This window comes from Bacillus sp. CD3-5, assembly GCF_006349665.1.
In the GTDB taxonomy this organism is placed as follows: domain Bacteria; phylum Bacillota; class Bacilli; order Bacillales; family Bacillaceae_G; genus Bacillus_A; species Bacillus_A paranthracis.
Genome location: NZ_VEPX01000001.1, coordinates 97,243 through 111,039 on the forward strand (window position 1 = coordinate 97,243; position 13,797 = coordinate 111,039).

Below are 13,797 nucleotides of genomic sequence, written 5' to 3' on the forward strand. Positions count from 1 at the left end.
ATAACTTTAATTGTACCATCAGTAAGGAAAAATTTTCAAAAGTGTGCCGATATATGATGCGAATAAATCAAGTGCAAGTATAAATATCAGGATACAGTAAAAATATTATGTCAACAATGTGAACTGTCACAAATCTTTATATATTATTGTGATTGATATCACATCACTTTTTTTCAATGGATATTATGCTTAGATTGTAAGGAATGATTGGGAGAGGGTGGGATGATCATGTTTTGTTATCAATGTGAACAAACGCCAACAGGCGGATGTAAAGTAATTGGTGTTTGCGGTAAGAATGAAACGATTGCGAGTTTACAAGATACGATTGTGTTTGGATTAAAAGGAATTGCTGCTTATCGTACGCATGCTGCTCAGCTAGGGTATACGGATGCTTTTGTAGATGCTACGACGCAAGAAGCACTGTATATGACATTAACCAATTCTAATTTTAATGAACAAGAACATGTTGATATGGCTATGAAAGTTGGGAAATCAGCTTTACGAGTAATGGAGTTGTTAGATGAGGCGCATACGAATCACTTTGGTGTTCCAGAGCCTGTTCAAATTACACAAAACCGTGTAGAAGGTAAAGCTATTGTAGTTACAGGCCATAATTTATTTGCGTTAGAAGAATTATTAAAACAAACAGAAGGAAAAGAAATTAATATTTATACGCATTCGGAAATGTTACCAGCACACGGGTATCCGCAGCTGAAAAAATATAAACATTTAAAAGGAAACATCGGTAAGGCATGGTATGATCAAAGACGTCTTTTTGAAAAATTTACAGGTGCCATATTAGCGACAACGAACTGTGTTATGCCAATTAAAGGATCGTATTCTGATCGATTTTTTTCATATGATATTGCAGGACTAGAGGGCGTACAAAAAATTGAAAATGATGATTTTACACCATTGATTCAAAAAGCACTTGAACTTCCAGAAGTACATATGGATTCGGATGAACAGTTAGTAACAGGGTTTCATCATAATACAGTATTATCATTAGCTCCTGAAATTATTGAGGCAGTAAAAGAAGGGAAGATTAAGCGTTTCTTTGTTATTGCAGGTTGTGATGCACCAGGAAAAGGCGGAGAATATTATCGTGAATTAGCAACGTCACTTCCGCCAGAAACGGTTATTTTAACAACTTCTTGCGGGAAATTCCGTTTTAATGATGTGAGTTATGGTGTTGTACCTGGTACAGAGATTCCGCGTTACATTGATTTAGGGCAATGCAATAATTCAATTTCTACAGTGAAAATAGCGGCTGCTTTAGCAGATGCTTTCCAATGTGAAGTGAACGAACTGCCAGTTAGTATTGTCCTATCATGGTTTGAACAAAAAGCGGTTGCCATTTTACTTGGACTATTTAGTCTTGGTATTCAAGATATTCGCATCGGTCCAAAGGCGCCTGAATTTATTTCACCTGGCGTGCTCGATGTATTACAAGAAACATTCGGTTTAAAATTAATTACAACTGCAGCAGAAGATATGGATATGATGTTATCGTAACAAGAGGATGAATTGTTTTATTTAGAAGAAGAGTTAGATTATAGCGCCCCAAAACAAAAATATAGAATTATTGTTTTGGGGTATTTTCTTTTTTTATCGGGGTGGGTAATAGTTGATTTTAGAAAAATATAAAAATCGAGTTGACATTTACAACTACTCAGTCATACAATGTAGTTGTAATAGGTGATACTGAGTAGTGTTGTTTCTTAAAAAACTTTTCACTAAATAATAGGTAATAGCGGATTTTAGAAGAAATTTGAAAATCAGTTGACATGTACCGCTACTTAGTCATACAATGTAGTTGTAATAAGTAATACTGAATAGTTTGGTTTTACTCAAAAGCTATTCAGTAAAAATTCGCCTTAGTACTCTGTGATACTGAATATAAGTCAGACAGAATAGGGGGTAAAGGAGGATCAGAACATGGAAAATTTAACTGAAATGTTGAAAGGTTCACTGGAAGGGTGTGTACTGGAAATCATTAGCCGCCGTGAAACGTATGGTTATGAGATTACTCGCCACCTGAATGATCTTGGGTTTACCGAAGTCGTGGAAGGAACGGTTTATACCATCCTCGTACGACTAGAGAAGAAAAAGCTTGTGAATATTGAAAAGAAACCATCAGATATGGGACCTCCTCGTAAGTTTTATTCATTAAATGAAGCTGGTCGTCAGGAGCTTGAATTATTTTGGAGAAAATGGGATTTTGTATCTTCAAAAATTAACGTCTTGAAGTCAAACTAGCCTCATAATATAAAATGTTTCGGCTCATATTTGGAGAGTTTCTTGTTCTGCTTTATAAAAAAGGAGGAAAATAATATGTTAGAAATATTCAAAAAATTAATCGGTGATAAAAAAGAGTACAGAATGATGATGGCACGTGTTGCAGCACTGCCAGAAGACTATCAGTTTGTGTTTAAGAAAATTCAAAATTACATGTGGAATTTTTCGACCGGAAACGGGATGGATATGCTGCACATTCAGTACGAATTAATTGATTTGTTTGAAGCTGGTGCAGCGGAAGGCAGACAAGTGCTAGATATTACTGGGGAAGATGTGGCATCTTTTGCTGACGAACTAGTGGCAAACGCTAAAACGTATGTTTCTAAGTATCGTGAAGATTTGAATGAAAGTATTATGAAGAAATTGAGAAAAAAATAAATGCAATACGTAATACCGACTGATTAGCTGGTTACAAATGTGAATTGCCGCCATCGCTATTCAGTTATATTTTTAAATCACTACTAAGTACTACAGATTATCAGTGGTACTAAATAGAGGGTGCAGGTAATTTAATTTTATAAGGGGGAAAAAGTATGAGTAATGCAGTGGTTTCTGTAAAAGGATTAAAAAAATCTTTTAAAGATAAAGAAGTCTTAAAGGGAGTGGATTTTAAAGTGCAGCGTGGCGAAATTTTCGCGCTGCTTGGCTCAAATGGAGCGGGAAAGACGACGATGGTCAATATCCTTTCGACGCTAATGAAGCAAGAGAGCGGTGAAGTAAGTATTTGCGGATTTGATGTCAATCGCCAACCAGATCATGTTCGTCAAAGTATCAGTTTGACAGGACAGTTTGCAGCTTTAGATGGCATGTTGACGGGGAAAGAAAACTTGATAATGATCGCCAAGTTACGTGGTGTTTCCAATCCCGCTCAAGTCGCTAACAATTTACTTGAAAGATTTAGCCTGACTGATGCGGCTAATCAGAGAGCAGATCAGTATTCGGGCGGGATGAAGCGCCGACTTGATATCGCGATGAGTTTAATTGGGGCGCCAGCAGTTATCTTTCTTGACGAACCAACGACAGGGCTTGATCCTGAAGCGCGGATTGAAGTTTGGGATACGGTGAAGGAACTTGCTGGTAGCGGCACAACGATTTTGCTTACGACTCAGTACTTGGAGGAAGCAGAACAACTGGCGGACCGTATCGCTATTTTACATGGCGGAAAAATTATTACGACAGGTACTCTTACTGAACTGAAAGAGATGTTCCCACCAGCTAAAGTGGAGTATATCGAGAAGCAGCCGACATTAGAAGAGATTTTTCTTGCTATTATCGGTAAAAAGGAGGAGATGTAAATGAAAAGCAAAACAGGGGTATTACTAGGTCGTTTAATGCGTAACATTATGCGTAGTCCGGATACAATTATTACGGTAGCGATTACACCGATTATGATGATGCTATTATTTGTCTACGTGTTTGGCGGCGCAATACAAACAGGAACGGAAAACTACGTAAATTATTTATTGCCGGGAATTTTGCTAATGGCTATCGCATCCGGTGTAGCTTACACTTCCGTTCGACTATTTACGGATGTAAAGAGTGGGCTGATGGCACGTTTCATTACGATGCCTATTAAGCGCTCATCGATATTGTGGGCTCACGTATTAACCTCTCTTGTTGCTAATGTACTTACTATCGTGGTGGTTATTCTTGTTGCACTCTTAATGGGCTTTCGTTCCAGTGCGAATATGCTAGATTGGTTTGCAGTAGCTGGGATACTAGGGGTGTTTACATTGGCGCTAACATGGTTGGCTATCATTCCAGGGCTGAAAGCGAAGTCTATGGAAGGAGCGACAGCATACTCGTACCCACTCGTTTTTCTTCCATTTATTAGTTCAGCCTTCGTACCTACTGAAACGATGCCAAAAATTGTTCGTGCATTTGCTGAGAATCAGCCTGTAACCTCAATCGTGAATGCGATTCGTGCTTTATTATATGAAGGAACTGTTGGTAACGATATTTGGATTGCGCTCGCTTGGTGCGTAGGTATCATGATCATTTCTTACTTTTTCGCTAGTAAAGCATTTAAACGTCAGTTAGGGTAAGTGAAATAAATCGTCCGAAATCATATATATTTTTGAAAAAGCACGGGAAGATTTTCCATGCTTTAATCATACATTTATACTTCGCTTAATTGTAGTAGTTTTAAAGTAAATAGGAGAATAATAAATCGAATACACATGCTTTGAAGTATGGTATGTAACGCTTCACAAAAATAACTTAAAAAGAAACAGAATATTCTATACAAAAATAGAGGTTAAATATGTTATATTTATACTTATAAGGTATATAATGTATAACCTCATTGTTTAGGGGAGGGAAAAGGGAGAGGTTCAAATGAGATGGTATTTATATACTCTCAAAAACTATGCGAAATTTAGTGGGAGAGCTACGAGAAAAGAATACTGGATTTTTACTTTATTTAATAAGATTACGTTTTGGTCATTAATATATTTGGCCTCTTATTCTTCGTCTGCTTTTTACTTAAGAGCCAACATTACCTTGTTATATATAGCAATTTTCATCGTTCCTACTTTGGCGGTGGAGGCTCGCCGATTACATGATAGTGGAAAAACAGGATGGTGGCAGCTATTAAATTTGGTGCCATTTGGAGGAGCGGTTCTACTTGTGTTTTGTATCATTGAAAGTGATGAAGGTGAGAATAAGTATGGACCAAATCCACATTCAAATCTTAAACAAGCAATTTAATGTATGTATAGTAAACTCTAATATAAAAAGGTGTGGACTAAAAATTAGTTCACACCTTTTTTGTTGTATTATTCCTAGAAGGTTCGTTCAGCATTGATAGCAAATACACTGTTTTCCTTAGGTATTTAAAAATATGGTCACCTGGTAACGAATGAAACTCAATATTTTGAGGTTTAACCGATTACTGCTTATGGAGAGTATAAACATAACCGCTTTTGTAAGTCGTTTAATACTTCTTTAGGCATTTCCTTTATTGTAATATCTTGTCCTAGGAAAAGCAGCCAATTTGTTATCTCTGTCACTTCATCGGAATTGTTAACATTGATAAATGTTTTTAAAATGGCTGTGGATTGGTAAGGATTTGTGTAAGATATTGAAACTTTGAAAGGGTGGTATTTTTTGAACTGGGCAATTGCTTTCGGGCCAAGTTCAAGTACAAGATTGATAATTTTGTCTTTCTTACTTAGTTTTTCTAAAATCTTTTTCTTATTTAACCTCTTTTTCGTCGTGTACGGTTCGATATTGATAAGGTCATCGACAGGAAACAGCAGCTTCTTTTCTTCTTTTAAATCAAACCCTTCAATGATCCAATGGCTTTTTTCTTTATAAATATGTAATAGATAAATTGGATAAGACTGGATTTCCTCTTCTTCTTTGACAGTAATCAATAAATGTCTATCCAAAAGAAGGATTTGGATGAGTTTTTCTAACATCGGATGGGGGAGATCAGAAAGCTCAAGTAAATCAGGATTATGAGGGTTGGTCCCTTCAAAAAGCAAGAGTTGATTTAAAAGAACGATATCATCTTGCTGGGTTTCTGAGATGAGTCCTAACAGTTTTTCGGCTAAAGATTGACGACTTTTTAAATAGGGAAGTTGTTGATTTCTTGTAGCCATAAAGGCAATAAAAAGAGCTTTCACTTCGTTATCAGTAAAGCGAACAACGGGCAGGATAGAGTTATGCATAACAAAATATCCCCCAGTCCTCCCAACTTCAGCAACAAGTGGCATGCCCATAGCTTCTATTTCTCTAATGTCCCTAATAGCTGTTGATCGTGATATGTTAAATTCTCGTATGATTTCTGAAATTGTAAAGTGGGAGCGGTTGTTGATATACCGCATAATTGTATTAATCCGTTCAACTTTTTTCATTTGGTTCTCCTAAACAGTATCATTTTTTGACATGATTTAAAGTTATTATAAACTCATCAGATGAAAAGATAAATCATTTGATTTATTTTAAAAGAAGGAAGGTTTTGAATATGAAAAATTATACGATTGAAGAAAAAGATAGCTTTATTGTGTTAGGTATTGGAACTGAAATTAAGAGTGAATATACAGATTTTGTTGGAATAAAAAAAGAAAAGGAAGACTTTTGGTCGGCTGTTAAAGAAGATGGAAGGTTGGACACTTTAAAAGCTCTAGCTACAAATGATTACATTTTTTCTGTGAGCGAAGCGGTGAATAACAAGATGATGTATTATGCGGGTGTCATGACAGAAGCACAAATAGAAGAAGAATCTAGAGTAATCCAATTTCCGAAGGGAGAATACTTAGTAGTAAAAGGGGAAGACAAAACAGCTGAAGAGCTAAGTAATAAGCTTACTGGCATCGCCTTCGGTCAGGCTTTACCAGATGCAAATGAGTTTGCTTATGTTGGTGGACCAAATACGACGGTTGAGATGGGGAAAAGAAACGGTTTAGTGTTTGGTGAAATGTGGATTCCGGTTGTTAGGAAGTAAAGTGATAAAAGATATGATTATGGAATGTAAAGGCTAACAATCTTGAATTGTTGGCCTTTTTTGACATGAATATATTATTCATATACTACTACATATTATGTTCTAATAAACTGGAATAAAAGGTGATTTTTGTATGGTGGTGACGGAGTGAATAAAAAAAGATTATTTGAGCTATTCATAGTAACATTTGTTTTTCTTTTCCTCCATGTAAGCACATTTACTAATGAAAAATTTAACGATAAATTGGGATCCTTTACTTTCTTTGTGCTATTTCTTATGTTTTATATCAGCAGTATTATGAGCAAACGTATTAACCTCACTTGTTGATAATGTACGTACTATCGTGGTGGTTATCCCCGTTGCACTTTTAATGGGCTTCCGTTCCAGCGCTAACATGGTGGACTATCGTTCCAGGACTGACAGCGAATTCTATGGGAGGAGCGACAGTCTACTCGTACGCGCTAACTTTTCTAGTCTGTATCAGTTCAGTCTTTGTTCCTACCGAAACTATGCCAATAATTGTTTGTGCGTTCGCCGAGAACCAGCTTGTAACTTCAATCGTGAAGGCGATTCGTGCTCTCTTATATGAAAGGTTTGTTGGAAATGATATTTGGATCAAGCTTGCTTGGTGCGTCGGTTACTTCTTTGCTAGTAGGGCATTTAAACGTCAGTTAGGGTAAATGTACCATTAGATTGGTATTCAGTGGCAAATAAATCTTTTGAAATAATATATATTTAGAAAAGAACGGGAAGATTTTCCGTGTTTTAATTATTTATTGTCCTCTTAATGTAACGATTGTCGGTATAATACCTTTATGCTATGAAACGATCGACATAATTCTGGAAAAAGAATTGAGCGTGTATTTCTTTCTTGGAATTACTATATAAAGATTGTATTATAATGTTAAAGAATAAAATAGGATTTATGTGTGCAGTTTTATAGTGTGATTATATTGAAAATAAAAAATAGATTAACATATTGCTATTTACATCTTGATTTTTTTTGAAAAATCCCCAATTATATAAAAGTAGTATATTGGGGGAGGAATATAAATGGGAGAAATAAAAATTACTCCAGAAGAGCTAAAAAATAGAGCGAAAACTTTTAGTTATGCTCAAGGGGAAGCTAAAGATAGGCATAATAAAATACTTAATGAACTTTTTAATTTGCAAACTAGGTGGATAGGGGCATCAAGTTTGAGTTTTTTTAATGAATTACCAACTTTAAATAAGGCTTGTGAATCTTATATTACTCATTTAAAGAAAATTGAAGAAGAATTAATTCGTATAGCAACTAAATTTGAAACAGTTGATAATCAAGGTGTTAATTTAGGGAATGCAAAGAATATGTCGGCTGGTAATGGTGCAAGTGATAATGGGATATTACAAAAAATAACTGATGTATTAAGTACTAAGGAAAATTCGAAGTATATGTATGAGGAAGAAAGCGGCCCCTTTTCAGCTAAGGCTTTAGGTGGAGAATTAAAGGCAGGGACAATAGCCGGAGCGAGTGCGACATATAACACAGTTAAAGTAGGTTTTGAAGTTTCAAAAGACCTTGGTGATGGTAAAAAAATAAAAAGTGAATCAAATTTAAGTATGGCGAATGTAGAGTTATCAGCTAAATTAGATAAAACTAATATCGAATTTGGTGCAGAAGCGTCTTTAGCAAAATATGAAACTGGTATAGATTTTCCTATTCCGTTTACAGATCATGATTTACATATTGGAGGGGCAGCTACACTTGGACAAGTTGGTGGTTCAGTGAAAGCTGGATCAAGTGGATTTAAGATTAGTCTTCCTTGGGGGCCAGGAGCAAGTCTTGTTGGCACAGCTCTTGAGGTAGAAGTAAAATAAAGGGGAGTATTGAATGACAGTAGAAGGTTTAAAGAAAATTTTAACAGTTCTTTTTATTATTTGTTTTTTTGGAACTATAATATTAACATTTTTTGATGCTACTTATAATATTAAAGAAAAAATTATTTTTTCTTTAATATACTTAATTACAATTCCTATTAGTTTTTTTATTTTATATAAAATCGGTAAATTTTTTATTAAATAATGAGGTGTTGAGATATGGTGAAAACAGAGGTAGAGAAGGAAACATTGTTACCTATTGGCTCAGTTGTAAGATTTAAAAGTTGGGAACAACTTGTAATGATATATGGTAGAAAGCAAATGGATTCTAAAACTAAAGAAGAGTGGGATTATGTAGCTTGTTATTATCCAATTGGTAATATTTCAACTGAATATAATTTATTTTTTAATCATGAACATGTATCGGAAATTGTTTTTACTGGATATATTAATGATGAGGAAATCAAATTGAGTGAAGATTTAAAAAGATAAATTATAACTATAATTGTTTATTGATTTCGATATATTTCCAGTCAAGTATAGCCATTTTAGTATGATTTATTTTTTTAGTAAAGGAAGAGTTAATATTGAAAATATTAAAAGGTATAATGTTATTAGCTTGTTGTTTATTAATTGTCAGTGGATGTTCTTCTAGAGAAGGAAAAGTTGTTGGTGGAAAAGTAAAAAGTTCTTCAAATAGAATATTAGGAGATTATAGAGAGTTTACTGGTTCCGCAAGTCGTGATATGGAAGTCAAAAAAGGAGAGAATTGGTTGTTTTCTTTTGATGAAACAACAAAGAAAGGAACTGTAGTTGCTTATATTGTGGATTCAAATGATAATACGATATTAGAATTTAATAATGGTAAAGAGGATAAAAGCCTTAAAGTGCCTAAGGACGATAGATATAAAGTGAAAATTAAAACAGAAGAACATGGTGGAAAATTTTTAATAGAGTGGAAAAAATCATCTTAAATTGAAGAGGAAAAGTAATGACGAAAATGGTTAGGTATCCAGACATGAAAATCAATTTAGGAATGGTCACTTATTTATTGGTCTTTTTGTTATTTGAAAAGGAGTATATGGTCTGGGAGTAAGAATCTATTCGCTTGTTAAATTTTAAAAGGCCGCATTAAGGAATGTAAAGGCTAACAATCTTGAATTGTTAGCCTTTTTTGACATGAATATATTATTCATATACTACTACATATTATGTTCTAATAAACTGGAATAAAAGTTGATTTTTGTATGGTGGTGACGGAGTGAATAAAAAAAGATTATTTGAGCTATTCATAGTAACATTTGTTTTTCTTTTCCTCCATGTAAGCACATTTACTAATGAAAAATTTAACGATAAATTGGGATCCTTTACTTTCATTGTGCTACTTCTTATGCTTTCTACTTATACCGCATTTATAGAAAAGTATTTTCATGATATACAAAAGTGGATTCGAAATATCACATTTTGTTTTGCTTTGTTAGTAGTAGTTTTAGTAGCCCTATGGATAGGTTACTTTTAGAACTTTACTTCTGGGAAAGTTCATTTAGTGCCCAATATTTTATCCATCTGTAGGGAAAAGGAGATAGATAATTCTTTAAATGAAGACATCAAAGTGGATATTTTTTAAAGTGAAAAATAGATGGGCAATATACAGTGTTAAAAAGCTATATTTGCTAAAAACTAATACCGCTCTCATAAACAGTACATACTGTTTATGAGAGCGGTATCTAATTTAAGTCTATAAAAACAATGCAAGTTCTTACTTATTTAGAATAAGAGAGAAGATGATGTTTTATTTGTTCAATAAAATAATGATGGTGTATATTATCGTTAGATACACGACTTGCCATAATAGCGCCCTCCATTGAAGAGGCAAGGAAAGAAGCGAGCGATATAATGTCTATCTCTTCTTTAAGTTCTTGTTTCTCTATTCCTTCTTTTATGAGAGAAGCCATTAACATTACTGTATCATCATAGCCTTTTGCTGCTGCTTTTTGTAATTCTGGAAATACGCCAGTACTTTCAATTGCGCTATTAAGCAATGGACAGCCTCCAGCAATAGGGGGGTTATGAGCTGCATCTTGATATACAAGGAAAATTGCAAGGATTTTATCGATTGCTGTCTTTTTATTTTCCATTGCTTTATGAAAATGGCTCCACATAATCTCACCACTTTTGTCGTAGGCAGCAAGAACAATTTCTTCTTTATTTTTGAATCTACGATAAATAGATCCTTTCGGTAGTTCAGTGGCTGTCATTATATCCTGAATGGATGTGCGAGTTATCCCATTAGTGTTAAATAAATATAAAGATGTTTCAATAATCTTTTCTTTTACTGTATCAACTTTAGTCATGCTTTGTAGTCCTCCTAATAAAAACGAGCTTAATATCCCAGGTAATGTTTACCCTCTATTTTTTGTAAGTATAAATAAGTGTGAAGCAAAATATATTATCAATCCCTATATTATGGAAACCGCAAACAATACAGTTTGGACAGAGGTTAAGCAAATTGTATTATTTATATTTTTTAAATGAATTTTCTGTCAAAAATAACATGATCAATTGTTTAATTTAGTCATGTTAGACAACTAATTTTACCTGAAATCGTAGAGGATGTAAAAATATATAGTTAATTTTAGTGCATAGACATATGAGTATTATATATAATCTTTATCAATATGTTTAGCTAAGTTGTTTGAACTACTCCCACTTTCACTTCTTATACAATAATATCCCTCGCAGTTCTTGTAGGTAAAGGCCTGATCACTTCATTCTATAAAAGAAATAATTAATGAGTACTGGAATTTGATTGTAAATAAGAAAGCGAGTTATAAATATATTTTCTTTTTTCTATTTTATTAATCATTTGTAAAAAGGGTTTAAAAAACTAGAAACTTATAGTATCATTATATTCCAGACCGGACCGTTCGGTCTGTTAACTTGTATGAATATATTTGGAAGGAGAACTTTATGAAGAAAGAAAAATCAAAGATTGTAGGTAATTTAATTGGAAGGATAATAAAATGAACTTTATAAAAATGAATAAAAAAGAACTTATTATGTTAGTAATCTTTACACTGTTTGTACCATTTCAAATTAGCTTGTTCATATTATTTGGCATATCACTTTTAACTAATGTCAATTTAGTTGAATCAGAATTTCTTCTTAGTGCCATCGGTTTTACTGTACCTGCTATTGTAGGAATAATTTTCTTTAGGAAAGAAATCATTCAAAGTTTTACTTATTTTAAAGAGAAAACAATTTTGAAAATAGTAAGTATTCCTATGGTGGTTTTACTTATGGTGATTATTGAGAGTTCTATTATGCATTTTCTAGCAACTGATCAGCCAGAGAACCAAGAACAGCTCCTTGAAGCAGGTGCGGAGGTACCTCTTATATTTACATTGCTTGTATTTGGTATTCTAGGTCCAATACTTGAAGAAATTATATTTCGTTATATTTTAATAAATCGCTTTTCACATTATATTGGTACTGCTATTGCATCTATCATTTCGATTCTAATCTTTACATTCCTTCATACGAACCAGCTTTCTGATTATGCATTTTATTTACCAGGCGCGGTGATACTTACTATTGCTTATCTAATTTCTAAAAGATCCCTTGCATATGTCATAGCGATACATATGTTAAACAATTGCCTTGGTTTCATATTGTAAGAAGTTAGCCTTGCATCTGTTACAGAGTTAAAAAACTAGATACAGAGATTGATAAATGAGGAGTACAATTTAGACGGTGACTTATGATTCATGTAATTCCTTGTACTTCAAAAAACCACAGTTTGGGTGTAAACTGTGGTTTTTTTATATAGGGGACTAACACTTCGCAAACAAGTTAAGCTCATACAACGTCAATTTTTGTTTTGTTAGCTTAATAGTAGCCCTATTATACTTAAAATAATATGTCTATATTGTTTTAAGTACTCTTTTTATAATAAAACTTAATCAATTTTAATATATGTTATGTATAACAGATATTTATCTAAAATAAGGGGGAATATCATGACTGAAATAAACGAATCTTCAGGAAGCGATTTACAAAAAGATGTGAAGTTTTCTATTATAATCCCTGCACATAATGAAGAAAAGTACATTAGAAAATGTTTGGATTCAATTGCAAAAGCATCAGAGGCATATAAAGAACAAACGGAAGTTATAGTTGTTTTAAATCGTTGCACAGATCAAACAGAGGAAATAGCAAAATCTTATAATTGTATTACATTAAAAAATGAAGATAAAAACTTATCTAAAATCCGAAATGCAGGGGCAGAAATAGCTAGTGGAGAAATAATCGTTACTATAGATGCTGATACGATAATGACAGAGTCTTTGTTATCTAATGTAGATAAATATTTATCTTCAGGTAAATATATTGGTGGTGGGGTGAATGGGAAGTTCGAAAGAATGTCTTTTGGAATATTCTTTTCTGCAATTCTAATTATAATTCCCTTACTTTTTAAGTACGGAGCTATATCTGTGGGGATTTTTTGGTGTTATAGAAAAGATTTTATGACAATTAACGGATTTAATGAAAACATGCTTATGGCAGAAGATGCAGATTTCGCGAAACGGTTAAAAGAATGGGGAAAACGAAATAATAAGAAATTCGGTACCATTAAAAATGGAATGATAACTTCATGCAGAAGATTTGATACATATGGAGACTGGGCCTTACTTAAAAATCCAAAAGTAATATTAGCTTATCTAAAAGGAAATGATCAAAAGTATGCAGATAAGACATATTATGATAATCAAGAAAGATAACGATGGAGAAAAGCGGCAGGAAATAGTGAGAACAGCAGATTTTCTTATACATAATGAGAGCCTAACTTAATTTAATACATATGATAAGAAAACCATCAATTTGATTAGTCCTTTTTCAAATCAATGGTTTTTATTTTTGAAATAAATATCTATTTTTTTATAAAAATATTTTTTGACCCCCATAAAACTTTATATTCCTCCGAATATGTATAGTGAAGAAAATAAATAGAAGAAAACTGATTATGAAAGAATACTGACGTGTTAATAAAATTACTAGATTAAGTGGGGCATCCGAAATAAAAGGGTGAAATTACCAATGATATAGAGAAGAGTTATTCAAGGATTGCAGATAAAATAGAAACAGAGCAAGCAAAACAAGCGGAAGAAAATAAGAAAGTAGAGTAGAATGTA

17 protein-coding genes and 1 pseudogene are annotated in these 13,797 nt (G+C 33.3%); 16 read left to right on the top strand and 2 right to left on the bottom strand.

Annotated elements, in window-relative coordinates; translation table 11 throughout:
* Positions 1–228: 228 nt before the first annotated feature.
* From hcp to FH036_RS00535, 6 genes are all read left to right on the top strand, one after another.
* Positions 229–1,515, top strand: a complete 1,287-nt coding sequence (hcp, locus tag FH036_RS00510) for a hydroxylamine reductase (RefSeq protein WP_014481723.1) — start codon at positions 229–231, stop codon at positions 1,513–1,515.
* Positions 1,516–1,938: 423 nt separating this feature from the next.
* Positions 1,939–2,259, top strand: a complete 321-nt coding sequence (locus FH036_RS00515) for a PadR family transcriptional regulator (protein WP_000429484.1) — start codon at positions 1,939–1,941, stop codon at positions 2,257–2,259.
* A 75-nt stretch (positions 2,260–2,334) separates the two neighbouring features.
* The gene (locus FH036_RS00520; protein ID WP_000889650.1) at positions 2,335–2,676 is read left to right on the top strand and encodes a DUF1048 domain-containing protein; all 342 of its coding nucleotides are present in this window, start codon (positions 2,335–2,337) and stop codon (positions 2,674–2,676) included.
* A 155-nt stretch (positions 2,677–2,831) separates the two neighbouring features.
* On the top strand, positions 2,832–3,593 hold the full coding sequence (locus FH036_RS00525) for an ABC transporter ATP-binding protein (RefSeq protein WP_139895150.1): 762 nt from the start codon (positions 2,832–2,834) through the stop codon (positions 3,591–3,593).
* Entirely contained in the window at positions 3,594–4,343 is a 750-nt protein-coding gene (locus FH036_RS00530) for an ABC transporter permease (protein WP_044793261.1), read from the top strand. It abuts the gene before it with no gap.
* Positions 4,344–4,635: 292 nt separating this feature from the next.
* A complete protein-coding gene (locus tag FH036_RS00535) occupies positions 4,636–5,007 on the top strand; it encodes a DUF805 domain-containing protein (protein ID WP_001267895.1) in 372 nt (123 codons plus the stop codon).
* 188 nt (positions 5,008–5,195) lie between these two features.
* Here the strand turns inward: FH036_RS00535 and FH036_RS00540 are convergent, their stop codons facing one another.
* Positions 5,196–6,158, bottom strand: coding sequence for a helix-turn-helix transcriptional regulator (locus FH036_RS00540; RefSeq protein WP_044793259.1), 963 nt, complete (start codon positions 6,156–6,158; stop codon positions 5,196–5,198).
* A gap of 110 nt (positions 6,159–6,268) precedes the next feature.
* Here FH036_RS00540 and FH036_RS00545 point away from each other — a divergent pair, with 110 nt between their 5' ends.
* From FH036_RS00545 to FH036_RS00575, 8 genes and pseudogenes are all read left to right on the top strand, one after another.
* Positions 6,269–6,748, top strand: coding sequence for a GyrI-like domain-containing protein (locus FH036_RS00545; protein ID WP_000801044.1), 480 nt, complete (start codon positions 6,269–6,271; stop codon positions 6,746–6,748).
* A gap of 147 nt (positions 6,749–6,895) precedes the next feature.
* Positions 6,896–7,075 (top strand): hypothetical protein, encoded by a 180-nt coding sequence (locus tag FH036_RS27520; protein ID WP_074603431.1) that lies wholly within the window; start codon positions 6,896–6,898, stop codon positions 7,073–7,075.
* Positions 7,050–7,428: pseudogene (locus tag FH036_RS27590) on the top strand (ABC transporter permease); the annotation flags it as partial. The gene FH036_RS27520 and the pseudogene FH036_RS27590, both read left to right, overlap by 26 nt.
* A gap of 373 nt (positions 7,429–7,801) precedes the next feature.
* On the top strand, positions 7,802–8,605 hold the full coding sequence (locus FH036_RS00555) for a WXG100 family type VII secretion target (RefSeq protein WP_074603433.1): 804 nt from the start codon (positions 7,802–7,804) through the stop codon (positions 8,603–8,605).
* A 13-nt stretch (positions 8,606–8,618) separates the two neighbouring features.
* Positions 8,619–8,810, top strand: coding sequence for a hypothetical protein (locus FH036_RS00560; protein ID WP_000215399.1), 192 nt, complete (start codon positions 8,619–8,621; stop codon positions 8,808–8,810).
* A 14-nt stretch (positions 8,811–8,824) separates the two neighbouring features.
* Positions 8,825–9,097, top strand: coding sequence for a DUF4176 domain-containing protein (locus FH036_RS00565; protein WP_044793257.1), 273 nt, complete (start codon positions 8,825–8,827; stop codon positions 9,095–9,097).
* Between the two features lie 92 nt (positions 9,098–9,189).
* Positions 9,190–9,579: a hypothetical protein gene (locus FH036_RS00570; protein WP_044793255.1), complete on the top strand. Its 390-nt coding sequence runs from the start codon at positions 9,190–9,192 to the stop codon at positions 9,577–9,579.
* A gap of 287 nt (positions 9,580–9,866) precedes the next feature.
* Positions 9,867–10,124 carry a DUF3963 domain-containing protein gene (locus FH036_RS00575; protein ID WP_001036211.1) on the top strand — a complete coding sequence of 86 codons (258 nt, stop codon included), beginning with the start codon at positions 9,867–9,869 and terminating at the stop codon, positions 10,122–10,124.
* 244 nt (positions 10,125–10,368) lie between these two features.
* Here FH036_RS00575 and FH036_RS00580 read toward each other — a convergent pair whose 3' ends face one another.
* Positions 10,369–10,959 carry a TetR/AcrR family transcriptional regulator gene (locus FH036_RS00580; protein WP_000169671.1) on the bottom strand — a complete coding sequence of 197 codons (591 nt, stop codon included), beginning with the start codon at positions 10,957–10,959 and terminating at the stop codon, positions 10,369–10,371.
* Positions 10,960–11,628: 669 nt separating this feature from the next.
* On the opposite strand from FH036_RS00580, the gene FH036_RS00585 reads away from it, so the two are divergent.
* Positions 11,629–12,282, top strand: coding sequence for a CPBP family intramembrane glutamic endopeptidase (locus FH036_RS00585; protein WP_070806573.1), 654 nt, complete (start codon positions 11,629–11,631; stop codon positions 12,280–12,282).
* 342 nt (positions 12,283–12,624) lie between these two features.
* Positions 12,625–13,386: a glycosyltransferase family 2 protein gene (locus FH036_RS00590; RefSeq protein WP_139895151.1), complete on the top strand. Its 762-nt coding sequence runs from the start codon at positions 12,625–12,627 to the stop codon at positions 13,384–13,386.
* The last annotated feature ends 411 nt before the right edge of the window (positions 13,387–13,797 follow it).

Coding starts and splice junctions, on each gene's coding strand:
- FH036_RS00525 (WP_139895150.1), top strand. CDS start 2,832: ATGAGTAATGCAGTGGTTTCTGTAAAAGGATTAAAAAAATCTTTTAAA.
- FH036_RS00545 (WP_000801044.1), top strand. CDS start 6,269: ATGAAAAATTATACGATTGAAGAAAAAGATAGCTTTATTGTGTTAGGT.
- FH036_RS00590 (WP_139895151.1), top strand. CDS start 12,625: ATGACTGAAATAAACGAATCTTCAGGAAGCGATTTACAAAAAGATGTG.
- FH036_RS00530 (WP_044793261.1), top strand. CDS start 3,594: ATGAAAAGCAAAACAGGGGTATTACTAGGTCGTTTAATGCGTAACATT.
- FH036_RS00565 (WP_044793257.1), top strand. CDS start 8,825: ATGGTGAAAACAGAGGTAGAGAAGGAAACATTGTTACCTATTGGCTCA.
- FH036_RS00520 (WP_000889650.1), top strand. CDS start 2,335: ATGTTAGAAATATTCAAAAAATTAATCGGTGATAAAAAAGAGTACAGA.
- FH036_RS00580 (WP_000169671.1), bottom strand. CDS start 10,959: ATGACTAAAGTTGATACAGTAAAAGAAAAGATTATTGAAACATCTTTA.
- FH036_RS00515 (WP_000429484.1), top strand. CDS start 1,939: ATGGAAAATTTAACTGAAATGTTGAAAGGTTCACTGGAAGGGTGTGTA.
- FH036_RS00560 (WP_000215399.1), top strand. CDS start 8,619: ATGACAGTAGAAGGTTTAAAGAAAATTTTAACAGTTCTTTTTATTATT.
- FH036_RS00555 (WP_074603433.1), top strand. CDS start 7,802: ATGGGAGAAATAAAAATTACTCCAGAAGAGCTAAAAAATAGAGCGAAA.
- FH036_RS00540 (WP_044793259.1), bottom strand. CDS start 6,158: ATGAAAAAAGTTGAACGGATTAATACAATTATGCGGTATATCAACAAC.
- hcp (WP_014481723.1), top strand. CDS start 229: ATGTTTTGTTATCAATGTGAACAAACGCCAACAGGCGGATGTAAAGTA.
- FH036_RS00535 (WP_001267895.1), top strand. CDS start 4,636: ATGAGATGGTATTTATATACTCTCAAAAACTATGCGAAATTTAGTGGG.
- FH036_RS00585 (WP_070806573.1), top strand. CDS start 11,629: ATGAACTTTATAAAAATGAATAAAAAAGAACTTATTATGTTAGTAATC.